Source organism: Curtobacterium sp. MCPF17_003 (assembly GCF_003224385.1).
Lineage (GTDB): Bacteria > Actinomycetota > Actinomycetes > Actinomycetales > Microbacteriaceae > Curtobacterium > Curtobacterium flaccumfaciens.
The window spans coordinates 185,195-207,997 of record NZ_QKLC01000005.1 but is presented as its reverse complement, the minus strand read 5'-3'; the positions used below and the strand labels follow the sequence as shown (position 1 = coordinate 207,997).

22 protein-coding genes are annotated in these 22,803 nt (G+C 70.7%); 12 read left to right on the top strand and 10 right to left on the bottom strand.

Going from position 1 to position 22,803, the window contains the following annotated elements:
- Positions 1-2: 2 nt before the first annotated feature.
- Entirely contained in the window at positions 3-683 is a 681-nt protein-coding gene (locus DEJ30_RS07565) for an SDR family NAD(P)-dependent oxidoreductase (RefSeq protein ID WP_110860054.1), read from the bottom strand.
- 102 nt (positions 684-785) lie between these two features.
- Here DEJ30_RS07565 and DEJ30_RS07560 point away from each other — a divergent pair, with 102 nt between their 5' ends.
- Positions 786-1,619: a helix-turn-helix domain-containing protein gene (locus tag DEJ30_RS07560; RefSeq protein ID WP_181420043.1), complete on the top strand. Its 834-nt coding sequence runs from the start codon at positions 786-788 to the stop codon at positions 1,617-1,619.
- Here the strand turns inward: DEJ30_RS07560 and DEJ30_RS07555 are convergent.
- Positions 1,606-2,826, bottom strand: coding sequence for a beta-ketoacyl synthase (locus DEJ30_RS07555; RefSeq protein ID WP_110860050.1), 1,221 nt, complete (start codon positions 2,824-2,826; stop codon positions 1,606-1,608). The two genes, DEJ30_RS07560 and DEJ30_RS07555, sit on opposite strands and share 14 nt — an antisense overlap.
- A 54-nt stretch (positions 2,827-2,880) precedes the next feature.
- On the opposite strand from DEJ30_RS07555, the gene DEJ30_RS07550 reads away from it, so the two are divergent.
- Complete coding sequence (locus DEJ30_RS07550; RefSeq protein WP_110860048.1) at positions 2,881-3,459, top strand: TetR/AcrR family transcriptional regulator C-terminal domain-containing protein; 579 nt, start codon at positions 2,881-2,883, stop codon at positions 3,457-3,459.
- Positions 3,460-3,501: 42 nt separating this feature from the next.
- Here DEJ30_RS07550 and dhaM read toward each other — a convergent pair whose 3' ends face one another.
- From dhaM to dhaK, 3 genes are all read right to left on the bottom strand, one after another.
- Positions 3,502-4,236, bottom strand: a complete 735-nt coding sequence (dhaM, locus tag DEJ30_RS07545; RefSeq protein WP_110860046.1) for a dihydroxyacetone kinase phosphoryl donor subunit DhaM — start codon at positions 4,234-4,236, stop codon at positions 3,502-3,504.
- Positions 4,233-4,859, bottom strand: a complete 627-nt coding sequence (gene dhaL / locus DEJ30_RS07540) for a dihydroxyacetone kinase subunit DhaL (RefSeq protein WP_110860044.1) — start codon at positions 4,857-4,859, stop codon at positions 4,233-4,235. The genes dhaM and dhaL overlap by 4 nt, the downstream gene beginning before the upstream one ends.
- A 75-nt stretch (positions 4,860-4,934) precedes the next feature.
- Positions 4,935-5,936 (bottom strand): dihydroxyacetone kinase subunit DhaK, encoded by a 1,002-nt coding sequence (gene dhaK, locus DEJ30_RS07535; protein ID WP_110860042.1) that lies wholly within the window; start codon positions 5,934-5,936, stop codon positions 4,935-4,937.
- 315 nt (positions 5,937-6,251) lie between these two features.
- Here dhaK and DEJ30_RS07530 point away from each other — a divergent pair, with 315 nt between their 5' ends.
- Both DEJ30_RS07530 and glpK read left to right on the top strand, forming a co-directional pair.
- Positions 6,252-6,977, top strand: coding sequence for an MIP/aquaporin family protein (locus DEJ30_RS07530; protein WP_110860040.1), 726 nt, complete (start codon positions 6,252-6,254; stop codon positions 6,975-6,977).
- Between the two features lie 80 nt (positions 6,978-7,057).
- Complete coding sequence (gene glpK, locus DEJ30_RS07525) at positions 7,058-8,569, top strand: glycerol kinase GlpK (RefSeq protein ID WP_110860038.1); 1,512 nt, start codon at positions 7,058-7,060, stop codon at positions 8,567-8,569.
- Positions 8,570-8,688: 119 nt separating this feature from the next.
- Here the strand turns inward: glpK and trpD are convergent, their stop codons facing one another.
- Positions 8,689-9,753: an anthranilate phosphoribosyltransferase gene (trpD, locus tag DEJ30_RS07520; protein WP_110860036.1), complete on the bottom strand. Its 1,065-nt coding sequence runs from the start codon at positions 9,751-9,753 to the stop codon at positions 8,689-8,691.
- Positions 9,754-9,823: 70 nt separating this feature from the next.
- Between trpD and DEJ30_RS07515 the strand changes: the two genes are divergently transcribed.
- The 5 genes from DEJ30_RS07515 to DEJ30_RS07495 all read left to right on the top strand — a co-directional run bounded on the left by DEJ30_RS07515 (position 9,824) and on the right by DEJ30_RS07495 (position 15,206).
- Positions 9,824-10,462: a heme-copper oxidase subunit III gene (locus DEJ30_RS07515; protein WP_027465617.1), complete on the top strand. Its 639-nt coding sequence runs from the start codon at positions 9,824-9,826 to the stop codon at positions 10,460-10,462.
- Positions 10,463-10,483: 21 nt separating this feature from the next.
- Positions 10,484-11,293, top strand: coding sequence for a cytochrome c (locus DEJ30_RS07510; protein WP_110860034.1), 810 nt, complete (start codon positions 10,484-10,486; stop codon positions 11,291-11,293).
- Between the two features lie 33 nt (positions 11,294-11,326).
- Positions 11,327-12,391 (top strand): ubiquinol-cytochrome c reductase iron-sulfur subunit, encoded by a 1,065-nt coding sequence (locus tag DEJ30_RS07505; RefSeq protein ID WP_027465615.1) that lies wholly within the window; start codon positions 11,327-11,329, stop codon positions 12,389-12,391.
- On the top strand, positions 12,391-14,079 hold the full coding sequence (locus DEJ30_RS07500) for a ubiquinol-cytochrome c reductase cytochrome b subunit (protein WP_110860032.1): 1,689 nt from the start codon (positions 12,391-12,393) through the stop codon (positions 14,077-14,079). The genes DEJ30_RS07505 and DEJ30_RS07500 overlap by 1 nt, the downstream gene beginning before the upstream one ends.
- Before the next feature lie 167 nt (positions 14,080-14,246).
- Positions 14,247-15,206, top strand: coding sequence for a phosphodiesterase (locus DEJ30_RS07495; protein ID WP_110860030.1), 960 nt, complete (start codon positions 14,247-14,249; stop codon positions 15,204-15,206).
- A 501-nt stretch (positions 15,207-15,707) separates the two neighbouring features.
- Here the strand turns inward: DEJ30_RS07495 and DEJ30_RS07490 are convergent.
- The 4 genes from DEJ30_RS07490 to DEJ30_RS07475 are packed head-to-tail and all read right to left on the bottom strand — an operon-like array spanning position 15,708 to position 19,855.
- Entirely contained in the window at positions 15,708-17,261 is a 1,554-nt protein-coding gene (locus DEJ30_RS07490; protein ID WP_110860028.1) for a stealth conserved region 3 domain-containing protein, read from the bottom strand.
- Between the two features lie 49 nt (positions 17,262-17,310).
- Entirely contained in the window at positions 17,311-17,742 is a 432-nt protein-coding gene (locus tag DEJ30_RS07485; protein ID WP_110860026.1) for a DUF6804 family protein, read from the bottom strand.
- Entirely contained in the window at positions 17,742-18,326 is a 585-nt protein-coding gene (locus DEJ30_RS07480; RefSeq protein WP_071244688.1) for a GDSL-type esterase/lipase family protein, read from the bottom strand. The genes DEJ30_RS07485 and DEJ30_RS07480 overlap by 1 nt, the downstream gene beginning before the upstream one ends.
- Positions 18,323-19,855, bottom strand: coding sequence for an SDR family oxidoreductase (locus tag DEJ30_RS07475; RefSeq protein WP_258369860.1), 1,533 nt, complete (start codon positions 19,853-19,855; stop codon positions 18,323-18,325). Before DEJ30_RS07475 ends, DEJ30_RS07480 begins: the two co-directional genes overlap by 4 nt.
- 43 nt (positions 19,856-19,898) lie before the next feature.
- Here DEJ30_RS07475 and deoC point away from each other — a divergent pair, with 43 nt between their 5' ends.
- The 3 genes from deoC (at position 19,899) to DEJ30_RS07460 (ending at position 22,548) form a co-directional block, all read left to right on the top strand.
- Positions 19,899-20,630, top strand: a complete 732-nt coding sequence (deoC, locus tag DEJ30_RS07470; protein ID WP_083404120.1) for a deoxyribose-phosphate aldolase — start codon at positions 19,899-19,901, stop codon at positions 20,628-20,630.
- A 195-nt stretch (positions 20,631-20,825) separates the two neighbouring features.
- Positions 20,826-21,779 carry an ROK family protein gene (locus tag DEJ30_RS07465; RefSeq protein ID WP_110860105.1) on the top strand — a complete coding sequence of 318 codons (954 nt, stop codon included), beginning with the start codon at positions 20,826-20,828 and terminating at the stop codon, positions 21,777-21,779.
- Between the two features lie 196 nt (positions 21,780-21,975).
- Positions 21,976-22,548, top strand: a complete 573-nt coding sequence (locus tag DEJ30_RS07460; protein WP_181420042.1) for a hypothetical protein — start codon at positions 21,976-21,978, stop codon at positions 22,546-22,548.
- Positions 22,549-22,803 lie beyond the last annotated feature (255 nt).

The window sequence follows — 22,803 nt, the reverse complement described above, 5'->3', positions numbered from 1 at the left end:
ACTCAGTACTCGATGCGGCCCTCGCGGTTGTGGAACTCCCCCGTCGGCCCGTCGGTGCCGATCGTCGCGAGCATGACGGTGGCGTCGGTGCCCTCGGTGATCGTCTGGTGTCCGCCGAACCCGTTGAACTCCGTCGCGGTGTAGCCCGGGTCGCTCGCGTTCACCCGGAACCCGGGCAGGTTCTTCGCGTACTGCACGGTCAACGCGATCACGGCCGCCTTCGACGCCGCGTACGGCACCGCCGGGACCCCGTACTCGTCGTGCCCCGGCGTCGTCAGCCAGCGCGGGAACCCCACCCCCGACGAGACGTTCACGATGACGGGTGCTGCCGAGCGTCGCAGCAGGGGCAGCGCGGCCTGGGTCACCCGGACGATGCCGGTGACGTTGGTGTCGAGCACGGTCGCCATCGCGCTCGCGTCGAGGTCGTCGACCCCGAACGAGGTGCCGAGGATCCCGGCGTTGTTGACGAGGACGTCGAGCGCGGGGATCGTCGCGATCGCCGCGTCGATGCTGGCCTGGTCGGTGACGTCCAGCTGCACGACGTGGGCGCCGAGTGCGCGAGCGTCGTCGCCGCTCGCCGGGTCGCGCATGCCGGCGTAGACGGTGTGGCCGGCTTCGAGCAGTCGGCGTGCGGTCTCGAGTCCGAGGCTGCGGTTGGCCCCGGTGATCAGTGTCGTTGTCATGCGTCCAGCCTGCCCCCGCCGGCCAGGGTCCCCCAGGCACGGTGCGACGGTGGGACCGGCAGTACCAGGACGGACAGGAGGCGCGGGGCGATGATGGTGGACATGAGCGAGTTCGCGAACGTGTTGCGTTCCTGGCGTGACCGGGTGCGCCCCGAGGCGGTCGGCCTGCCGGCCGGCCCCGGCAGACGGACCCCGGGCCTCCGCCGTGAGGAGCTCGCCGCGCTGGCGGGCGTGAGTGTCGACTACGTCGTCCGCCTCGAGCAGGGCCGGGCGACGAACCCGTCACCGCAGCTGCTCGCCGCCCTCGCGACGGCGCTCCGGCTGTCGTCCGAGGAGCGGGACCACCTGTGCCGGGTGGCCGGCGTCGCCCCGCCGTCGCGTCAGGTGGTGCCGCGGCACATCACGCCCGGCGTGCAGCGGCTGGTGGACCGGCTCGGCGACGTCCCGCTCGCGGTGTTCACGGCGACCCACGACATCGTGCTCTGGAACGAGCTGTGGGCCGCGGTGAACGGCGACCCCTCTCGGTACGTCGGACTCGAGCGCAACCTGGTGTGGCGGCACTTCATGCAGGAGCACGACGGGGTGGACTGGGACGACGAGCACCAGGAGGAGTTCTCGAGCGACCTCGCCGCCGATCTGCGGCAGGCCTACGGCCGCTACCCGGCGGACCGTGACCTGGCGGACCTGGTCGAACGGCTGCTGCGGGAGTCTCCGGAGTTCGCCCGCCGCTGGGAGACCGGCCGGATCGCCGAGCACCGTGCGAGCCGCAAGGTCGTGCACACGCCGGTCGGGCCGGTGGAGATCGACTGCGACGTGCTGAGCGTGCCGGGCGGTGACCTGCGGATCGTCGTCTACACGGTCGTGCCGGGCTCCGAGGACGCCGCGAAGCTCGACCTGCTCCGGGTCACCGGCCTGCAGGAGCTCACGCCGCGGTGAACACCAGCGACGCGTTCTGACCGCCGAACCCGAACGAGTTGTTCAACGCCGCACGGAGCGGCGCCGTCCGGGCGGTGCCGGAGACGACGTCGAGGTCCACCGCGGGGTCGAGCCGGTCGAGGTTCAGGGTCGGTGGCACGGTCCCGGTCTCGAGCGCCCGCAGGGTCAGGATCGCCTCGACCGCGCCGGCGGCGCCGAACATGTGCCCGATCGCGCTCTTCGGTGCGGTGACCAGCGCGCCGGTCCCCACCGCACGACTGACGGCGGCCGCCTCGCCGACGTCGCCGACGGGGGTGCCCGTGGCGTGCGCGTTCACGTGGTCGACGTCGCCGCCGGTGAGTCCCGCCATCCGGATCGCGGCGCGCATGGCCCGCTCCTGCTCGCTGCCGTCCGTCAGCGGTGCGGTGATGTGGTGCGCGTCCGAGGTGATCCCCCACCCGGCGAGCGTGCCGTGCGACCGCTGGCCTCGGGCGGCGGCGTGGTCGGCACGCTCGAGCACGACGATGCCGGCGCCCTCGCCGAGCACGAAGCCGCGGCGGTCGGCGTCGAACGGCCGTGACAGGGTCGTCGGGTCGTCGCCGTCGGGCTTCGCGAGTGCCTGCGACTGGGCGAACGACGCCATCGTCACCGGGGTGACCGCGGCTTCGGTGCCGCCGGTGATGACGACGTCGGCCTCACCGGTGGCGATGAGTCGCGCGGCGGTGGCGATGGCCTCGGCACCCGAGGCGCAGGCCGACACCGTCGTGTAAGCGCCGCCCCGCGCCCCGTACGCGATGCTGATCTGCGCGGCGGCACCGTTCGCCATGAGCATCGGCACCGTGCGCGGTGAGACCCGCCGGGCACCGGACGCACCGAGCACGTCGTGGGCGTCGAGGAGCGTCTCCACTCCCCCGATCCCGGTGCCGATCACCACGGCGAGGCGGTCGCCCTCCACCGCGGGGGCACCGGCGTCGGACCAGGCTTCGTCCGCGGCGACGAGCGCCAGCTGCTGACTGCGGTCGAGGCGGTTCGCGCGGACGCGCCCGAGCGACCCCTCGGCGTCGAGTGCGGCATCGGCCCCGACCCGGATCGGCACCTGTTCCCAGAGCGCTCCGTCACGGTGCAGGGCTCGGACGCCGGAGCGACCGGCCACCAGGGCGTCCCAGAGCGGCGCGACGCCGTGGCCGAAGGGTGAGACCGCGCCGTAGCCGGTGATGACGATGTCCACGGGAACTCCTCTTGTACGTTGAACAAGTTGAGTTGTACCACGTACAATTCGGACATGGCAACCACGGTGGACGGCTCCGGCACGGCACGCGGCGCGGCGACCCGGGCGAAGATCCTCGCCGCGACGGCCGGACTGCTGAGCGCGGGTGCTCGGAGCATCACCGTCAGCGAGATCGCCCGGGCCGCTGGCGTCTACCCGAACCAGATCACGCACCACTACGGCTCGAAGGACCGCCTGGTGCTCGACGCCGCGTTCGCGCTGTTCCTCCGCGACACCACGCGACTGCAGGCGGCCGGCCGTCGTGCCCGCTCGCCGGGGTCGTTCCGCCAGGTCCTCGCCCGCACCGCCCTCGCGATGCCGTCGACCCCGCTCGTGGTGCGCGCGCTCGGGGCCGCCGGGGACGACCCGGCGCAGCGTGAGCGCGTGCGTCTGCTGCTCGCCGTGCTGTTCCGGCAGTCCGAGCGCTACCTGGAACGCGTCGTCGCCGACCAGGGCTGGACGAGCCCGAGCGGCGTCGCCCGTGACGCCCGCACGTTCTGGAGCGCCGTGTTCGGTGCCACCCTGCTCGCGGACGCCGGGGTCACCGGCGGCCCCTCGGACCTCGACCTGGCGGGGACGATTTCGATCCGTTGACCGGAGCGGACACCGCCGCCGGGGTCTCCCCCGGCGGCGGTGTCACTCGCCGAAGCCGGACCGGACCAGTTCCACCAGGGCGTCGACCGCGGCCCGGGCGTCCTGCCCGGTCGCGTCGATCGACACCGTCGCCCCCTTCGGCAGCGCCAGGGCCATGATCGCCAGCAGGCTCTTCGCGTCCACGCCGTTGACGTGCACGCTCGCGTCGTACTTCGCCGCCGTCTTCACGAACTCCGCGGCGGGCCGGGCGTGGAGCCCGGTCTCGTTCACCAGCTCGACCGACGCGCTGACGCGGTCGGAGCCGGCCGCGTCGTCGACGGGGGCAGCCCCGTCGGCCGGCCCCGTGCCTCCAGGCTGGTCGCCAGACGGATCGGAGGCGCTGCTCGCGTCCGCCTCGGAAGCCGCGGCCGATGCCGCGGCGGCCAGGACCGCGTCGGCGTCACCGCCGGTCTGGGCGGCGACCGCGGCGGCCACCGTCCCCTCGACCAACGGGGCCTGCGACACGTGGACGCGAGCACGGACGTCGTCGTCCAGGAAGTCGAGCGCGGTGTCGGTCGTCAGGTAGGCGGAGCCGAGGTCGCACAGCACCACGACGGCGTCCGCCTCGGCGAGCTCCTCGATGCCGGCGGTGATCGCCTCGAACGAGGTGCCGATCCCGCCGTCGTCCGTGCCGCCCGCGGCGACGAGCGGCACGTCCGCAGCCATCTGCCGGGCCAGCTCGACGGTGCCGGTCGCGATCGCCGCGCTGTGCGAGACGACCAGGATGCCGACGGTCACGCTGCGTCCACCGCTGCGCGCAGGATGTACGCGGTCGACTGCGCACCGGGGTCGCGGTACCCGATCGCGCGGTCGCCGAGGTAGCTCGCACGGCCCTTGTGGGCGACGAGCGGCTCGGTGTCCGCCGCACCCTGCGCGGCGGCGTCGGCTGCTGCGGCGAGCACGGCCTTCGGGTCGTCGCCGGCACCGGCCGCCGCAGCTGCGGCGTCGACCGCGGGGCTCCACGCGTCGACCATCGTCTTGTCGCCGACCGCGGCCTTGCCGCGGGACACGACCCCGTCGCGGGCGGCGGTGAGGACGGCGACGAGGGTGTCCGCGTCGAGCTCGGCCGCGTCACCGGCGGCCTGCGCCGCCTTCAGGTAGGCGGTGCCGAAGAGCGGGCCGGCCGCCCCGCCCACGGTCGAGATGAGCTTCGTCGCGATGGTCTTGAGCACGGCACCCGGGGTGTCGAAGGACCCGGAGTCGACGGCCTCGAGCACGGCCCGGAACCCGCGGTCGAGGTTCTCGCCGTGGTCGCCGTCCCCGATCTCACGGTCGAGCGTGACGAGCTCGGCGCGGTGTTCGTCGATCGTCGCGGCGGTGCGACGGACCCATTCGATGGCCCATGCGGTGTCGAGCGCCAATGCGGTTCCCTTCGTGTGTCCGGCCCGGGAGGCCAGGTTTCGTGGTCCGGTGGTCGAGCGGCCGTCCTCGATCGCTCAGCGTCCCCAGCGCATTGCCGGGGTCTCCACCGGGGCGTCCCAGAGGGCCGTGAGTTCGTCGTCGAGCACCGTGACGGTGAGCGAGAACCCCTGCATCTCGAGGGACGTGACGTAGTCGCCGACCAAACTACGCGTGACCCGGTAGCCGCGGTCGGAGAGGACCTCGGCGGCGCGTCGGTACGCGATGTAGAGCTCGGACAGCGGGGTGCCGCCCATGCCGTTCACCAGGAGCAGCACCGACGACCCGGCCGGGGCGTCGAGGTCGGTCAGGATCGGTTCGAGCACGCGGTCGACCAGCTCGTCCGCCGGTGCCATCGCGATCCGCTCGCGGCCCGGCTCGCCGTGGATGCCGATGCCGAGCTCGACCTCGTCGTCGGCCAGCACGAACGACGGCTCCCCCGCGTGCGGGACGGTGCCCGACGCCAGCGCGAGCCCCATCGACCGTGTGACGTCGTTGACGTGCCGGGCCACGGCGGCGACCGCGTCCAGGTCGTCCCCGCGCTCGGCGGCGGCGCCGGCGCACTTCTCCACCACGACGGTCCCGGCGACACCGCGGCGGCCGGCGGTGAACAGGGAGTCCTGCACCGCGACGTCGTCGTCCACCACGACGGACTCGACGCGGACGTCGTCCATCGCCGCGAGCTCGGCGGCCGTCTCGAAGTTGAGCACGTCGCCGGTGTAGTTCTTGACGATGTGCAGCACGCCCGCACCGCCGTCCACGGCCTTCGTCGCGGCGACGATCGGATCGGGCGTCGGGCTCGTGAACACCGGGCCGGGCACCGCGGCGTCGAGCATGCCGTACCCGACGAAGCCGGCGTGCAGCGGCTCGTGACCACTGCCACCGCCGCTGACGATCCCGACCTTGCCGGAGACGGGCGCGTCGGCGCGGTGCAGGTGGATCGGGTCCTCGACCAGGACGACGTGTCCGGCGTGTGCCCGGGCGAATCCCCGGACGGTCTCCTCGACCACGGCCTGCGGGTCGTTGATGAGCTTCTTCATGCGGTGCCTCCACGGGTACGAGGTCGAACCGTGGCGGTCACACCGCGCGTCGTCGACCGGAGTGCGCCCAATCTACATCGACGACACGGGCAGCCGTCCGCTCCCCGTGCACGTTCGTGCAGCGCCCCGAGGACGCGTCACCGGCTCGGGATCGTGCAGGGGACACTCGTCCTGCACGTTCGTGCACGATGTCGCACTTCGCCCACGAATTCATCGCCGGGCCGGGAACCGCATCACTATGGTTGGCCTCAATCACTCAACGGGGAGTGCGGCGCAGCACGGCCGGACCCCCACCTCACGCACTGGAGGTCACCGATGGACGACATCGGCGTCAAGTTCCTGTCCGAGCTCGTCGGTACGGCGATGCTCATCATCCTGGGTGGCGGCGTCGTCGCCGCCGTCTCGCTGGCGAAGTCGAAGGGCTTCGGAGCCGGGTTCCTGATGGTCACGATCGGTTGGGGCTTCGCGGTCTTCGCCGGTGTCACCGTGTCCTACAAGTCCGGCGGACAGCTCAACCCCGCGGTCAGCCTCGCGCAGGCGATCCTCGGCAACATCACCGTCGGTGAGATGTTCCTGTTCTGGCTCGCCCAGCTGATCGGCGCCGTCATCGGTGCGGTCATCGTCTGGCTCGCCTACAAGCAGCACTTCGACGAGGAGCCCGACGCGGCCGCCAAGCTCGGCGTCTTCTCGACCGGCCCCGCGATCCGTTCCTACGGCTGGAACCTCGTGACGGAGATCATCGGCACCTTCGTGCTGGTCTTCGTCGTCATCGCGTTCACGAACGGTCAGACCCCGTCGGAGCTCGGCGCGATCCCCGTCGCGTTCCTCGTGATCGCGATCGGTGTCAGCCTCGGTGGCCCCACCGGCTACGCCATCAACCCGGCTCGTGACCTCGGTCCGCGCATCGCCCACGCCCTCCTGCCCATCAAGGGCAAGGGCTCGAGCGACTGGGCCTACGCCTGGGTGCCGGTCGTCGGACCGCTGATCGGTGGCGCCATCGCCGCCGGCCTGTCCGTCGCCCTGCTGCCCGTCGTCAGCTGACCCACCCCCACCCCGAAGGCGTGACCGGCCGTTCCGCACGACCGACCGCGCACCGCACCGAACACCCGTAAGGAGCACCAATGGCCGACTACATCGTCGCCATCGACCAGGGCACGACCTCGACCCGAGCAATCGTGTTCGACCACTCCGGTTCGATCATCTCGACCGGGCAGAAGGAACACGAGCAGATCTTCCCGCGTGCCGGGTGGGTCGAGCACGACCCCGCCGAGATCTGGGACAACACCCGCGAGGTGATCGGTCAGGCACTGTCGCGTGCCGACATCACGCGCCACGACGTCGCAGCCGTCGGCATCACCAACCAGCGCGAGACCGCGGTCGTCTGGGACAAGACCACCGGCAAGCCGATCTACAACGCGATCGTCTGGCAGGACACCCGCACGCAGGCGCTCGTCGACAAGCTCGCCGACGGCGACACCGACAAGTACAAGGCCATCGTCGGCCTGCCGCTCGCGACCTACTTCGCCGGCACCAAGATCATGTGGATCCTCGAGAACGTCGAGGGTGCTCGTGAGAAGGCCGAGGCGGGCGACCTGCTCTTCGGCACCACCGACACCTGGGTCCTCTGGAACCTGACCGGTGGCGTCGACGGCGGCGTCCACAAGACCGACGTCACGAACGCGTCCCGCACGCTGTTCATGGACCTCGAGACGCTGCAGTGGCGGGACGACATCCTCGCCGACTTCGGCGTGCCGAAGTCGATGCTCCCCGAGATCGTCAGCTCCTCCGAGGTCTACGGCCACGTCGAGTCCTCGAGCCTGCTGCGCGAGGTCCCGATCGCCGGCATCCTCGGCGACCAGCAGGCCGCGACCTTCGGTCAGGCCGCGTTCGACCAGGGCGAGTCGAAGAACACCTACGGCACCGGCAACTTCCTGATCTTCAACACCGGTACCGAGATCGTCCGCTCCGAGAACGGCCTGCTCACCACCGTCGGCTACAAGCTCGGCGACCAGGAGACGCACTACGCCCTCGAGGGTTCGATCGCCGTCACGGGCTCGCTCATCCAGTGGCTCCGCGACAACCTCGGTCTGATCGGCAGCGCCCCGGAGGTCGAGGCCCTGGCCAAGACCGTCGAGGACAACGGTGGCGTGTACTTCGTGCCGGCGTTCTCCGGGCTCTTCGCGCCGTACTGGCGTCCCGATGCCCGCGGCGCGATCGTCGGTCTGACCCGCTACGTCAACAAGGGGCACATCGCGCGTGCCGCGCTCGAGGCGACGGCGCTGCAGACCCGCGAGGTGCTCGACGCGGTCAACGCCGACTCCGGTGTGGACCTGACCGAGCTCAAGGTCGACGGTGGCATGACCGCGAACAGCGAGCTCATGCAGTTCCAGGCCGACATCCTCAACGTGCCGGTGGTCCGTCCCGTCGTCGCGGAGACGACGGCGCTCGGTGCGGCCTACGCCGCCGGCCTCGCGGTCGGCTTCTGGGCCAACCTCGACGAGCTCCGTGCCAACTGGCAGGAGGACAAGCGCTGGGAGCCCCAGCTCGACGCCGCCGAGCGCGAGCGCACGCTCCGCCTGTGGAAGAAGGCCGTCACGAAGACCTTCGACTGGGTCGACGAGGACGTGCAGTAACGAAGCGGGCGCACGCTCACCGCGTGCACTGAACGCACCGACGGGAGGCCCGGTGCCGGTTCCTGGAACCGGCACCGGGCCTCCCGTGCATCGCGTCTCCTGCGTGCCGTCCGTAGCGTCTACTGCGCGTCGGTCGCGGTCGGGACCGCGACCCAATCAGCCAGTTTGCGCGCACCGGCGCCCGAGTCGATCGCCTCGGCGGCGACGACCAGCTGCTCACGGAAGCGCTGCAGGACCGGCCGGTCGGACTCGTTCGGGTCCTGCGCCAGCCGGAACGAGACGAGGCCGGCCGCGGCGTTCAGCAGGACGATGTCGCGGACGGGTCCGGTCTCCCCCGCGAGCACCCGGTGGACGACAGCGGCGTTGTGCTCGGGGTCGCCGCCGAGCAGGTCTTCCGTCCGGGCTCGGGCGATGCCGAGGTCGCGTGGGTCGAGGTCGTGCTCGGTCACGCGGCCGCCGGTGACCTCCCAGATGTGGCTGTGCCCGGTGGTGGTCAGCTCGTCGAGTCCGTCGTCGCCGCGGAACACGAGCGCCGTCGCCCCGCGCGTCTGGAACACGCCCGTGATGATCGACACGAGGTCGAGCTGGGCGACACCCACGGCATTGGCCTCGCACCGCGCGGGGTTGACGAGCGGGCCGAGGAAGTTGAACACCGTCGGCACGCCGATCTCGCGCCGGACCGGGCCCGCGTGGGCGAAACCGGGGTGGAACGCGTTGGCGAAGGCGAAGGTCAGGCCGACACGCCGGAAGGTGTCCGCGACACGCGCGGCGTCCATCGTGAGATCGAGTCCGAGGGCGGCGAGCACGTCGCTCGACCCGGACTTCGACGAGCTGGCCTTGTTGCCGTGCTTGACGACGGGGACCCCGGCGGCCGCGATCACGATCGCCGCCATGGTCGAGATGTTCACGGTGCCGACGACGTCGCCACCGGTCCCCACGATGTCGAGCGCCATCGGGTCGACGTCGAGCGGAACCGCGGCGTCCAGGATCGCGTCGCGGAACCCGACGACCTCGTCGACGGTCTCGCCCTTCGCGCGGAGCGTCACGGCGAAGGCCGCGATCTGTGCCTGGGTGGCGCGCCCGTGCACGATCTCCTCCATGGCCCATGTGGACTGCCTGATCGTCAGGTCCTCGCGCGCCATGAGCGCGCTGATCACCGCTGGCCAAGAAAGTGCGTCAGGCATGGGTCGATCGTAGTGAATTCGAGAGACCCGCCAGTCGCCTGCGAAAACACTGTCAGTGGTTTCGGTCATAATGGAGGACGTGACTAGCACCTCTCTCTCCAGATCAGCCAGCGGTCCGGCCCTCAACAGGCCGAACGCCGTGGCCGTGGGGACGATCGTGTGGCTGGGCAGCGAGGTCATGTTCTTCGCCGGCCTGTTCGCGATCTACTTCACGCTCCGCAGCACGTCCCCTGAGCTCTGGGCGACCGAGACCGCGAAGCTCGAGGTGCCCTTCGCCTCCGTGAACACGATCATCCTGGTGCTGTCCAGCTTCGCCTGCCAGTTCGCCGTGTTCGCTGCGGAGCGCTTCCAGGTGCACCGGACGAGCTGGAACCCGCGCCACTGGGGCATGACGGAGTGGTTCTTCGTCACCTACGCGATGGGTGCGATCTTCGTCTGCGGCCAGATCTTCGAGTACGCCAACCTCTGGCACGAGGGCGTGACGCTCTCCTCCAGCGCCTACGGCTCGGCGTTCTACATGACCACCGGGTTCCACGGGCTCCACGTGACCGGTGGCCTCATCGCCTTCCTGCTGACGCTCGGCCGCGGTTTCGCTGCCAAGAACTTCGGCCACAAGGAAGCGACCACCGCCATCGTCGTGTCGTACTACTGGCACTTCGTCGACGTCGTGTGGATCTTCCTCTTCGCCGTCATCTACCTTCTCAAGTAGGAACTGGACACCCCCCAGCACATGTTCAACAGAACCAAGTCCAAGAAGGGCCGCCGTTCACCGATGGCGACCGTGTCGCTCATCGTCGTGGGTCTCATGACCACCGGTGGCGCGTACGCACTGTTCAGCTCCACGGCGAACGCCGACGACAGCACGAGCACCGTCGCCGCCTCGAGCCAGTCGCAGGTGAACGAGGGCGAGAAGCTCTTCGCCTCGAACTGCGCCACCTGCCACGGTCTCTCCGCCCAGGGCACGAGTGAAGGCCCGTCCCTCATCGGTGTCGGGTCCGCGTCGGTCGACTTCCAGGTCGGCACCGGCCGCATGCCGATGGCCGCTCAGGGTCCGCAGGCTGAAGAGAAGCCCGCGCAGTTCACGGACGAGCAGGTCGACGCGCTCGCGCAGTACGTCGCCTCCCTCGGCCCCGGCCCGTCGGTCCCGTCCACCGAGCTCACCAACGGCGAGGAGGGCGACGCTGCCGAAGGCGCCGAGCTGTTCCGCATCAACTGCGCCATGTGCCACAACGTGGCCGGCGCCGGTGGTGCACTGACCGAGGGCAAGTACGCCCCGAGCCTCGAGACGGTCTCCGGCAAGCACATCTACGAGGCCATGCTCACCGGCCCGCAGAACATGCCGGTCTTCAACGACCTGAACCTGACGCCGGAGCAGAAGGCCGACATCATCACGTACCTCAAGTACGTGCAGGACAACAAGTCCCCCGGTGGCTTCGCACTCGGCTCCCTGGGGCCGGTCGCCGAGGGTCTGTTCATCTGGATCTTCGGACTCGGCGCGGTCGTCGCGATGACCGTCTGGCTGACCGCGAAGTCCAACTGATCGTCCGTGTCGAACGACACTGAAGGGAACACCATGGCAGAGCACGACGACGAGACGCTGAACTCGTCCTCGGCTGTCGAGAAGCACGGCACGACCACCTCCCCCGGGATCGCGGTCCTCCCCGTCGACCCGTTCGAGAACCCGGGCGAGCCGCCGCACCGCCCGCGTCGCACCGACGTCGACCCGAAGAAGCAGCGTCTGGCCGAGCGCCAGGTCGCCGCCTACTTCTACCTGTCGATCGTCGGCAGCGTCCTGTCGATCGCGGCGTACGTCGCCTTCCCGATCGACCCGAGCGACTTCGGGACGGTCCGCACCGCGAACCTCTTCTTGGGCCTGTCGATCGCCCTCGCGCTCCTCGCCCTCGGCCTCGGCGCCGTCTACTGGTCGAAGTCCCTCGTCGTCGACCGTGAGATCACCGAGCTCCGTCACGGCACCCGCGGCACCGACGCCACCCGCGCCAAGGCGGTGGAGGCGTTCCAGCTCGCCGACAAGGAGTCCGGCTTCAGCCGTCGCAAGCTGATCCGCAACTCGATGATCGGTGCCCTGGCCGCGTTCCCGCTCCCCGGCATCGTCCTGGTCCGTGACCTCGCTCCGGCCGAGGACCCCAACGAGCTGCTCCGCCACACCTTCTGGAAGCAGGGCCTGCGCCTGACGAAGGACCCGACGGGTCTGCCGATCAAGGCCTCGGACGTCACCATCGGTTCGGTGTTCCACGTCATCCCCGAGGGCATGCTCGAGTCCGAGCACATGCTGGAAGAGAAGGCGAAGGCCTCCGTCCTCCTGATGCGTCTCGACCCGAAGGACCTCAACCCGTCCAAGGGCCACGAGAACTGGGGCTACGACGGCATCGTCGCGTACTCCAAGATCTGCACCCACGTCGGTTGCCCCGTCGCGCTCTACGAACAGCAGACGCACCACCTGCTGTGCCCGTGCCACCAGTCCACCTTCGATGTCTCGAACAACTGCGAGGTCATCTTCGGTCCGGCAGCACGCCCCCTCCCCCAACTTCCGATCGCGATCGACGACGACGGCTACCTGGTTGCCCAGAGCGACTTCCACGAGCCGGTCGGACCGTCCTTCTGGGAGCGTGAACGCTGATGACCAGCACCACCACCACCGCACCGAACACGTCGACGAACAAGCCGGCGCCGGAGCGCGGATCCCGCATCATCGGCGGGGTCGCCAACTACATCGACGAGCGCACCAGCATCTCGGGCCTCGTCAAGGAAGTCGGCCGCAAGATCTTCCCGGACCACTGGAGCTTCATGCTCGGCGAGGTGGCGCTGTACAGCTTCGTCGTCGTGCTGCTCTCCGGGACCTTCCTGACGTTCTTCTTCCAGGCGTCCATGACCGAGGTCGTCTACAACGGCTCGTACGTCCCGCTCAAGGGCGTGGCGATGTCGACGGCCCTGCAGTCCACGCTCGACATCTCGTTCGACATCCGCGGCGGGCTCTTCGTCCGTCAGGTCCACCACTGGGCGGCCCTGCTGTTCGTGGCGTCGATCATGCTGCACATGGCCCGCGTGTTCTTCACCGGTGCCTTCCGCAAGCCGCGTGAACTCAACTGGGTCTTCGGCTTCCTGCTCTGGGTCCTCGCCATGGCCGAGGGCTTCACCGGCTACTCGCTCCCCGACGACCTGCTCTCCGGAAACGGTCTGCGGATCATCGTCGGCATGATCGAGGGTGTCCCGGTCATCGGCGTCTGGATCGCCTACCTGCTGTTCGGTGGCGAGTTCCCGGGGACCGACATCGTCGGCCGCCTGTACACGCTGCACATCCTGCTGCTGCCGGCGATCCTCGTCGCGGTGCTCGGTGTCCACCTCGTGCTCGTCGTGATCAACAAGCACACGCAGTTCGCCGGTCCGGGCAAGACCAACGAGAACGTCGTCGGTGTCCCGATCCTCCCGGCGTTCGCCGCGAAGGCCGGTGGGTTCTTCTTCATCGTCGCGGGCATCCTGGCCCTCATCGCGTCGCTGTTCACGATCAACCCGATCTGGAACTACGGCCCGTACGACCCCTCCCCGGTGTCCGCCGGTACCCAGCCCGACTGGTACATCGGCTTCGCCGACGGCGCGCTCCGACTGGTCCCGCCGCACTGGGAGGTCGTGTGGTTCGGCTACACGGTGTCGTTCAACATCCTGGCGCCGATCGCGGTCCTGGTGCTGCTCATTCTGGCGATCCTGCTGTACCCCTTCATCGAGGCGTGGGTCACGGGCGACAAGCGTGAGCACCACATCCTCGACCGCCCGCGCAACGCCCCGACGCGCACGGCGTTCGGTGCTGCTGGCATCACGCTCTACGCCAGCCTCTGGGCAGCAGCCTCGTCGGACATCATCGCGACGCACTTCCTGGTGTCGATCGAACACGTGATCCACGTGATCCAGGCAACGACGGTCCTCGGTCCGTTCGTCGCCTTCTGGATCACGAAGCGTGTTTGCCTCGCACTGCAGAAGAAGGACCGCGAGATCGTCCTGCACGGCTACGAGTCGGGCCGCATCGTGCGGCTCCCCCACGGCGAGTACATCGAGGTGCACGAGCAGCTCGACGAGTACGAGCGTTGGAAGCTCCTGCAGTTCAACGAGTACAAGCCGCTGATGATCCGCCCGAACGCCAAGGGCAAGATCACGGGTCTGCAGAAGGTACGCGCCGGCGTCTCCCGCTTCTTCTTCGAGGACCGCATCGAGCCGGTCTCGAAGGCAGAGCTCGAGGCAGCGCACGCCGCGCACCACGGCCCGAACCTCGAGGGTGGCCACCAGGCTCCCCAGGTCGGCCCCGGCGATCACTGATCGGTAGCGCACGAAGCAACCCCCGTCACGGAGTGGCGGGGGTTTCTTCGTCCACAACGCGAAACGCCGCCCCCAGTTCACGGCTGGTTCACTCTCGCGTGCTGGACTCGTCCAGGACGGTGTGGCAACGTGTTGCACCACGCATCCGCCAACGGAATGAGACCCCGATGGACAGCCGGACGGCCGAACACCCCAGGCCGAACCACTTCCTCCTCCACCTCAGCGACACGCACCTCGTCTCCGGGGACCGCGACCTGTACGGCGATGTCGACTCCGCCGCTCGACTCACGCAGATCGTCGCCGACATCGAAGCGTCGGGCACGCGTCCCGAAGCGATCGTCGTCACCGGCGACGTGGCCGACAAGGGCGAGCCGGGCGCGTACGCCCGTGTCCGCGAGATCCTCGAGCCGGCCGCGCAGCGCATCGGTGCACAGGTCATCTGGGCGATGGGCAACCACGACGAGCGCGGCGCGTTCCGTCAGGAGCTCTTCGGCCTGCAGCCCACCGATCGCCCGGTCGACTTCGTCTACGACGTCAACGGTCTCCGCGTGATCACCCTCGACACGAGCGTCCCGGGTCACCACCACGGCGAGGTCTCCCCCGAGCAGCTCGACTGGCTCGCCGAGGTCCTGTCCGAGGCTGCGCCGCACGGCACCATCCTGGCGATGCACCACCCGCCCGTGCCGAGCGTCCAAGACCTCACCGTCCTCGTCGAGTTGCGCGACCAGCAGGCCCTGGCCGAGGTCGTCGAGGGCAGCGACGTCCTCGCCATCATCGCCGGTCACCTGCACTACTCGACCAGTGCCGTGTTCGCCGGCATCCCGGTGTCCGTCGCCAGCGCCACCTGCTACACCCAGGACCTGACCGAGTACCAGGGCGGCACTCGCGGCCGTGACGGTGCGCAGTCGTTCAACCTCGTGCACGTCTACGGGCGCAACGTCGTCCACTCGGTGGTGCCGATCGGGCACTACGCCACCGTCGGACAGCCCGTCTCCGCGCTCGAGACCGAGGCGAAGCTCGCCGCGCACGGCGTGACGATTCCCGCGGCCGTCGAACCGGCACCGGTCACCTCGAGCATCCCGGTGTTCACGCTCGACTCGGTGCCCGTCTCCCCCGTCCACCGGTAGCGCCGCGCACTTCGAGTGCAGGAGAGGTCGCGTCCGTCATGCGGACCCGACCTCTGCTGCTCACCCCGCGCGGGCGCGTGCGGTCACGACTCCCCTTCACTCCGAGGCGAGTGGTCATGTTCCGTCGCCCGACGGCGCCGCAAGCAACAGTTCGTGACCGCTCGGCGGGCAGCCAACGGGGTGTCCTGACCGCGCGCCGGGGTACGTCCCGACGGCACGCCGGACGGCCGGGAGGCCCGTGGCGGGGCCGACTCGCGCCTCCCGGCCCGCGGAGTGGTCGCGACACACCGCCGGTGCTGCGGCGCGTGGTCACGTTCCGTCGTTTGCTGGCGGCGCAGGCGACGGCCTGTGACCGCTCGGCGTGTGGGTGGCGGGGAGTCGTGACCGGTCGAGGCCGGTTGAGGCCGGCTGAGGCCGGCGAAGGGTCCGAACCCGGTGGCTGGGGTCCGGCGCCGGGCTCGCAGGCTTGCCCGGAGCGCCCCAGCAGGACGCTGGCGCGTCCTAAGCGCTGGGGCGCTCCCACGGCGCGGGGAACGGGAAGTAGCGCTCCAGGAAGTCCGTCACGCGCTGCGTGCGCTCCTCGTCGCTGACCTCCGGGAAGCTGCCGTCGTTGAGGCAGAAGAAGTCGGCGTTCCGCTTCTTCAGCAGCTCGTCGAGCGACCGGAGCCCCGACTGCATCGTGGTGTCGATGTAGCGGACGTCGGCGGTCTCCTGCACGATGGCTCGACCGGTGAGCAGCGAGTAGTAGTGGTACAGCGAGTTCGTCACCGAGATGTTGTCCGCGGCACGGAAGCGCGAGGCTGCCGTCGACGCGAACTCGTCGGCGAACTCGTGCTCCATCTCGGTCATGATCGAGGCGCGCAGGGGCGTCGGGGCGTGCTCGAGGTGCCGGGTGGTCACCGCGCCGAAGCGCTGCTGCAGCAGGCGACGGTTCACGCGGGCGGAGTTCTCGAAACCGCTGCGTGCGGGGTTGTTCGACCCGAGCCCGATGCGGGTGGTGGCGAGGATGAACTTCGTCACCGACCCGGGGCTGAAGAACATCGACGGGTCGGTCAGGCGACCGAAGAACATGTCGTCGTTCGAGTAGATGAAGTGCTCGCTGATGCCCGGGATGTGGTGCAGCTGCGACTCGACGGCCTGCGAGTTGTGGGTCGGCAGCACGGACGGGTCGGCGAAGAACTCCTCGCTGCGGACGATGCGGACCTTCGGGTGCTCGGCGAGCCAGTGCGGCGCCGGGGAGTCCGTCGCGATGTAGATCTGGCGGATCCACGGCGCGAAGGTGTGCACCGAGCGGAGCGCGTACTTCAGCTCGTCGATCTGGCGGAACCGGGCCGGGGCGTCGTCGCCCTCGCCCAGGACGGCGTTCGACTGTGCGGCCTGGCGGGCGCGCTGGTACTCGATGGCGTTGCCGTCGACCCACGAGAAGACGATGTCGATCGGGAAGCGGATGTCCGAGACGTGGTCGTCGAACATGTGCTCGACGGTGCGCCAGGTGCGGCCGTAGCGTTCGATGTCGACGAGGACGAACTCGTCGATCGGGAGGCTCCGACGCATCAGGGCGTTCTCGACGGGAGCGAGGACCTCGGTGTCGGTGACGCGCCAGAACTCGAGCTGGACACTCGTCTCGGCGCCGTAGCGGAGGCGTCCGAGAGGTTCGAGCCGTGGGCGGAACACGCGGAGCACCGGTTCTTCGACGGAGCCGAGTCCGTCGTCCTGCACGAGTACGGCCGGCTTTCCCGGGGGCTTCGCGTAGAAGGGCTCGTTGACGGCCGCGGACATCACGGCGCTCTCGGCGCGCTGGCGGTCACGCTCGTCGAGGGCGATCACCGGGCGCTGGTCGTTGCCCCGGATGAGCAGGTGGTCGACGTCAGCCTCGGTGAGCGCGTCGTCGAGGAACAGCAGGTCCTCGATCATCGACTGCTGCGGCGTGAGGTGTCCGTTGATCAGGGTCAGTCGCCCCTTGCGGACGACGACGTCGGATCGGTCGAGACCGCCGGAGGACGGTCGAGGGTTCAGCAGAGGACTCTCGGTCACCGGCTCGGTCTCGTCGTTCATCCATGCCCTTCGGGTCGTGCGGTCGGGTCCTGTACCCGACCTGCCGATCCTACCGTCCGTCCGACTCGCGGGGCACCTTGACGACGATGCCCACCACGATGAACAGCGCGGCGGCCACCAGCTGCAGCGCCGCCCACACCTGTCCGGGGATCGGCACCGTGACGAGCGGGTTCCAGCAGACGGCGACGGCGGCCATGAGCAGGGCGGCCCACCAGACCTTCCCGCGCACGCTGAAGACGAGCACGATCAACGCGAGCACGGTGACGCCCCAGCGGGCGAAGACGAAGCCCGACGAGTCGACGATGGCGACGCAGGCCAGCAGCACGACCGCCGCGATCATCGACGGCGCCAGTGCCGGGCGGGTGAAGGGCGGCGTGGCACGGGCACCGTTGGCCGGTGCGACGGGTGCGGGTCGAGGGGACCCTGCGGGCACGCCGTGCTGGGACGACCCCACCGGGGGTCGCCCCTTGCGTGCGGCCATCAGTCCGAGGAACCGTCGAGGTCGATCGCCTGGATCGACCGCGACATCGGTGGCAGGTCGCGGACGCGCTCGAGCGCCGGCACCAGCTCCCCGACCAGCGCGCGGTAGCCCTCTTCGGTCAGGTGGAGGCCGTCCTCGGTGAAGCGGGCGTCCAGGTGGTCGCCGTCGGCCAGGGCGGGCCAGGCATCGAGGTACTGCGCGTGGCAGGTGGCGACGAACTGACGGAGGTGCCGGTTGGCCTGCTCGATCTTCGTGGCGTACTCGGCCTGCCGGGGCAGGATCGACACGAGCAGCAGACGCACGCCCGGCAGCTCGCGGCGGAGCGTGACCAGGATGGTCTCGACGTTGCGGACCACGTGCTCGGCGCTGGCGCGGTGGTTGCCGAAGTCGTTCGTGCCGATGAGCAGCACGATCACCTCGGGCTGTTCGGCGACGACGGCGTCGAGGCGCGTCAGGACGCCGTCGGTCGTGTCGCCGCCGATGCCCTGGTTCAGCGTGTGCTCGTCGGGGAGCCACGTGTCCCAGTCACCCTGTTCGGTGATGCTGTCCCCCAGGAAGAGGACGGGGCTGCGGTCGTCGGTCATGCTGCCTCCTCGTGCGCCGGCTCGGGGGTCTCGGTCTGCTGCGTCCGGTTGCGCTGCGTCGACTCGGTGTGGTCGGACTCCCGCTCGGCGGCGGCGGTGATGCGCTCGACCATACCGGGGAAGATGATGCCGTGGAACGGCAGGATGCCGTACCAGTACAGCCGGCCGGCGAGTCCCTGCGGGAAGTAGATCGCCCGCTGGTGGTAGTCGCTGCCGCCGTCGGGGTTCGGTGTGACGGTCATCTCGAGCCACGCACGGCCGGGCGACTTGAACTCGGCACGGAGCCGCAGGTACCGGCCGCGCTCCAGCCGTTCGACGCGCCACCAGTCGAGCGCGTCGCCCTGCTCCAGGCGCTGCTGGTCACGACGCCCGCGGTTCAGGCCGACACCGCCGGCGATCTTGTCCATCCAGCCGCGGGCGACCCAGGCGAGCGGGAACGAGTACCAGCCGTTCTCGCCGCCGATCGACTCGACGACGCGCCAGACGTCCTCGGCGGAGGCACTGGAGTGCCGCTTCCGGTCGTCGACGTAGACGGTGTGCCCGGCCCAGTCGGGGTCGTTCGGCATCGGGTCGGCCGAGGCGCTCGAGAGCGTCGCGCTGCGCCAGCTCGTCTGGACCTGACCGGCGCGCATCTTGTTGAGCGCGAGGCGGACGGCCCGACGGTACGAGGTGAGCCCGCCCTCGGGCTGCGGCACGACGTCGTCGATGTCGTGCTCGCGCTGCACGCACTCGAACTGCAGCGACTCGATGATCGGCGTCGCGAGCTTGCGCGGGATCGGGGTGACGGCGTTGAACCAGTGTGCGGCGAGGCGCGGGGTGAGCACCGGCAGGACCGTGATCGGGCGCTGGGGCAGCTTCGCCTCGACCGCGTAGCCGTTCAGCATCTGGCCGTACCGCAGGACGTCGGGGCCGCCGATGTCGAAGGTGCGGTTGACGTCGGCGGGGACGTCGAGCGCGGCCACCAGGTAGTACAGGACGTCGCGGACCGCGATCGGCTGGATGTGGTTGCGGACCCAGCGCGGCGCGGGCATCCACGGCAGGACGTCGGTCAGGTGCCGGATCATCTCGAACGAGGTGCTGCCCGAGCCGATTACGACCCCTGCCTGGTACGCCACCGTCGGCACGCCCGAGCCGAGGAGGATCTCCCCCACCTCCTTGCGGCTGCGGAGGTGCTTCGACAGCTCGCCGTCCGGGTGCAGCCCGCCCAGGTAGACGAACCGGCTGACGCCGGCCGCCTTCGCCTCGCGCGCCATGGTCTCGGCGGCCTCGCGCTCGGCCGACTCGAAGTCGCCGTCGGCCCCCATCGCGTGGGCCAGGTAGTAGACCGCCTCGATCCCGTCGACGGCGGCGCGCACCGCCTCGGCGTCCTGGAGGTCGCCCTGCGCGACGTCGACCTCACTGCTCCACGGGACGTCCTGGAGCTTCCGGGGATTGCGCACGAACACCCGGACGGAGTGGCCGGCTTCGAGGAGACGAGGGACGAGACGACCACCGATGTACCCGGTGGCGCCGGTGACGAGGACCTGCATGCCCTGCACGCTACGCGGCACGCCTGACGGGTAGGCTTGCCGGGTGGACAACGCAGCCTTCCCCGTCACCGTCGATGCCGTCCGCGGCCTCATCGACCACGCGATCCTGAAGCCCGAACTCACCCGCGCGGACGTCGACGCCCAGCTCGACGAAGCCGCCGCCCACCGCGTCTTCAGCGTCTGCGTCCGTCCGAGCGACGTCGCCCACGCCGTCGAGCGCCTCACGGGCACCGGCGTCGGCGTCGGCACCGTGATCGGCTTCCCGCACGGCACCACGTCCACCGCGGCGAAGGTCGCCGAGTCGCTGCAGGCCCTGGCCGACGGCGCGTTCGAGCTCGACATGGTGCAGAACATCGGCGCCGCGAAGTCGGGCGACTGGCAGCGCGTCGAGCAGGACGTGCGCGCGGTCGTCGACGCCGCCGGCGACACCGTCGTCAAGGTGATCCTCGAGACCGCGTTCCTGACCGACGACGAGATCGTCGCGGCGTCGCGTGCGGCACAGACCGCCGGCGCCGCCTTCGTGAAGACCTCGACCGGGTTCGCGGGCGGCGGCGCGACGGCCGAGCACATCGCCCTCATGCGCCGCACGGTCGGTGCCGACACCGGCGTGAAGGCCTCCGGCGGCGTCCGCGGGCTCGACACCCTGCTCGAGATGGTCGAGGCGGGCGCGAACCGCATCGGCACGAGCGCTTCGGCCCGCATCCTCGACGAGGTCGCGCACCGCGCCGAGACGGGCGCCGCGTCGGCGCTCGGCGACGACACGACGTCCTACTGAACCGACCGGGCTGAGCCGACCGGGCTGAGCCGACCGGGCTGAGCCGACCGGGCTGAGCCGACCGGGCTGAGCCGACGCGTCCAGCCCACCTGTCCCACCCAGCACGACCACACCACGACCAGGCCGGTGCCCACCGGACGCGGCGACGCGTCGGCGACCCGCACCGTGCCTCCAGACCGCCGCATCGGAGCGCGCATGTCCAGCACCGCACCCCAGTCCCCCGCCCTCGCCCTGGCCGTCGACCTCGGCGGCACGAAGGTCGAGGCCGCGCTCGTCACCGACCAGGGCGTCGTCCTGCCGGCGACCCGGTTCCGGAGCCCCACCGGGCCGCAGCGCACCTCGGACGAGCTGCAGGCCGCCGTCGACGAGGTCGTCACGGCCGCGCTCGGCGCGCTGCCCGCCGACGCGACGCTCGTGGGCGTCGGCGTCGGTTCCGCCGGGCCCGTCGACGAGGAGCACGGCCTCGTCTCCCCGCTCAACATGCCGGTCTGGCGTGGCCACCCGCTGCGCGACCGGATCGCGGCGCTCGTGCCGGACGACGTCCCGGTGACGCTCCGCATGGACGGCCTGGCGATCACCCTCGCCGAGCACTGGGTCGGCGCGGCCCAGGGCTACGAGCACGTCATGGGGATGATCGTCTCCACCGGCGTCGGCGGCGGGCTCATCCTGCACGGTCGCACCGTCAGCGGACCGACGGGCAACGCCGGCCACATCGGCCACGTCGAGTGCGGCGGCTACGACGACCCCTGCGCCTGCGGGGGCACCGGGTGCCTCGAGGCGATCGCCAGCGGCCCGAAGACCGTGGCCTGGGCACGTCGTCAGGGCTTCGCGGGCACGACCGGCGAGGAGCTCTCGGCCGCGTACGCCGCCGGCGACGAGATCGCCGTCGCCGCGGTCCAGCGGAGCGGCCGTGCCCTCGGGCAGGCCATCGCCGCCGCCACGAGCCTGGTCGACCTCGAGATCGTCGCCATCGGCGGCGGGTTCTCGCACGTCACGCCGGACCTGTTCGAGTACGCCCGGCAGGCCGTGGCGGAGCGCGTGGAGTTCGGGTTCGTCACGAAGGTGCAGATCGTGCCGACCGGGTTGTCCCAGGACGGTCCGCTCATCGGTGCCGCGGCGCTCGTGCACCGCGCCGACGTCCTGCGCTGAGCGCGCGCGTCGCGTCCGGCCGCGTCCGATCCGGCGCGCGGCCGTCGGCTGGGTGCGTCGTGGACGCGACCCACGCCGTGGACGTGACCGGCGACCGCCTGGAGGCGCGGTGCGGGCCCGCCACGAGCCTCCCGGCCGGTCCGTCGCTTGTCCACAGGCCTGTCGGTCGCGCGCGCAGGTCGGGCAGGATGTGCGGGTGCCCCGCCTGCGACTGCTGACCAGTGACGACTGGCCGGATCCCGAGCTGCGTGCGGCGGTCCTGGCCGGCGAGCTGGTCGCCGTCGGTCCGTGCTGGGCCTCCCCTGCCGAACCGCAGACGCCGTCGTTGCGCGCCGCCGCTGCCGCATGGGTCCTGCGGGACGCGCGCCTGATCGCCTGCACCCTGACCGCCGCGTGGATCTGGGGTGCGGTGTCCCGGCCGCCGGCGCCGCTCGAGGCCTGCATCCCGCCGCAGGTCCGCGTGCACGTCGGTCCGGACGTCCGCCTGCGGGAGGTCCGCATCGACGTCGACGACACCGTCGAGCTGTCGCGGCTGCGGGTCACGCTGCCGGCGCGGACCGCGGTCGACCTGCTCCGGACGCCGGGGCCGACGGCCGGTGCGTTCGGGGTGGCCGAGGCGACGGCCGTGCACGGGCTGCTCGCGATCGGGGCGGTCACCGCTGCCGAGCTGCAGGCGCGCCTGAGGTCCCTCGGGACGATCCCCATGGTGCGGCAGGCCGAGCGTCGGTTGCGGGGGCTGCCGGATGCGGCTGGGGGCGCTGGCCGCTAGTGCGTCGCGGGTGCGTTCGCCGAGTGGTCACGACACCCCGCTCGCGTTCGCCGAGTGGTCGCGGACTGTCGGTTGGCAGGGTCGCAGTCGACGGTTCGTGACCGGTCGACGGTGCCCGTGCGACGAGTCGTGGCCGGTCGACGGCCGACGGTCGACGGGCGGGAGGGGAGGCGCCGGGCGGGGCTGCCACGGGCCTCCGGTCCGGCGCGTGCGAGCGGTCAGGGCACCCTGCTCGCGTTCGCCGAGTGGTCGCGG

Excerpts from the sequence above, each read along its gene's own strand:
- DEJ30_RS07565 (WP_110860054.1), bottom strand. The coding sequence starts at position 683 with ATGACAACGACACTGATCACCGGGGCCAACCGCAGCCTCGGACTCGAG.
- DEJ30_RS07560 (WP_181420043.1), top strand. The coding sequence starts at position 786 with ATGAGCGAGTTCGCGAACGTGTTGCGTTCCTGGCGTGACCGGGTGCGC.
- DEJ30_RS07550 (WP_110860048.1), top strand. The coding sequence starts at position 2,881 with ATGGCAACCACGGTGGACGGCTCCGGCACGGCACGCGGCGCGGCGACC.
- dhaK (WP_110860042.1), bottom strand. The coding sequence starts at position 5,936 with ATGAAGAAGCTCATCAACGACCCGCAGGCCGTGGTCGAGGAGACCGTC.
- DEJ30_RS07530 (WP_110860040.1), top strand. The coding sequence starts at position 6,252 with ATGGACGACATCGGCGTCAAGTTCCTGTCCGAGCTCGTCGGTACGGCG.
- glpK (WP_110860038.1), top strand. The coding sequence starts at position 7,058 with ATGGCCGACTACATCGTCGCCATCGACCAGGGCACGACCTCGACCCGA.
- trpD (WP_110860036.1), bottom strand. The coding sequence starts at position 9,753 with ATGCCTGACGCACTTTCTTGGCCAGCGGTGATCAGCGCGCTCATGGCG.
- DEJ30_RS07515 (WP_027465617.1), top strand. The coding sequence starts at position 9,824 with ATGGAGGACGTGACTAGCACCTCTCTCTCCAGATCAGCCAGCGGTCCG.
- DEJ30_RS07510 (WP_110860034.1), top strand. The coding sequence starts at position 10,484 with ATGTTCAACAGAACCAAGTCCAAGAAGGGCCGCCGTTCACCGATGGCG.
- DEJ30_RS07505 (WP_027465615.1), top strand. The coding sequence starts at position 11,327 with ATGGCAGAGCACGACGACGAGACGCTGAACTCGTCCTCGGCTGTCGAG.
- DEJ30_RS07500 (WP_110860032.1), top strand. The coding sequence starts at position 12,391 with ATGACCAGCACCACCACCACCGCACCGAACACGTCGACGAACAAGCCG.
- DEJ30_RS07495 (WP_110860030.1), top strand. The coding sequence starts at position 14,247 with ATGGACAGCCGGACGGCCGAACACCCCAGGCCGAACCACTTCCTCCTC.
- DEJ30_RS07490 (WP_110860028.1), bottom strand. The coding sequence starts at position 17,261 with ATGAACGACGAGACCGAGCCGGTGACCGAGAGTCCTCTGCTGAACCCT.
- DEJ30_RS07485 (WP_110860026.1), bottom strand. The coding sequence starts at position 17,742 with ATGGCCGCACGCAAGGGGCGACCCCCGGTGGGGTCGTCCCAGCACGGC.
- DEJ30_RS07480 (WP_071244688.1), bottom strand. The coding sequence starts at position 18,326 with ATGACCGACGACCGCAGCCCCGTCCTCTTCCTGGGGGACAGCATCACC.
- DEJ30_RS07475 (WP_258369860.1), bottom strand. The coding sequence starts at position 19,855 with ATGCAGGTCCTCGTCACCGGCGCCACCGGGTACATCGGTGGTCGTCTC.
- DEJ30_RS07465 (WP_110860105.1), top strand. The coding sequence starts at position 20,826 with ATGTCCAGCACCGCACCCCAGTCCCCCGCCCTCGCCCTGGCCGTCGAC.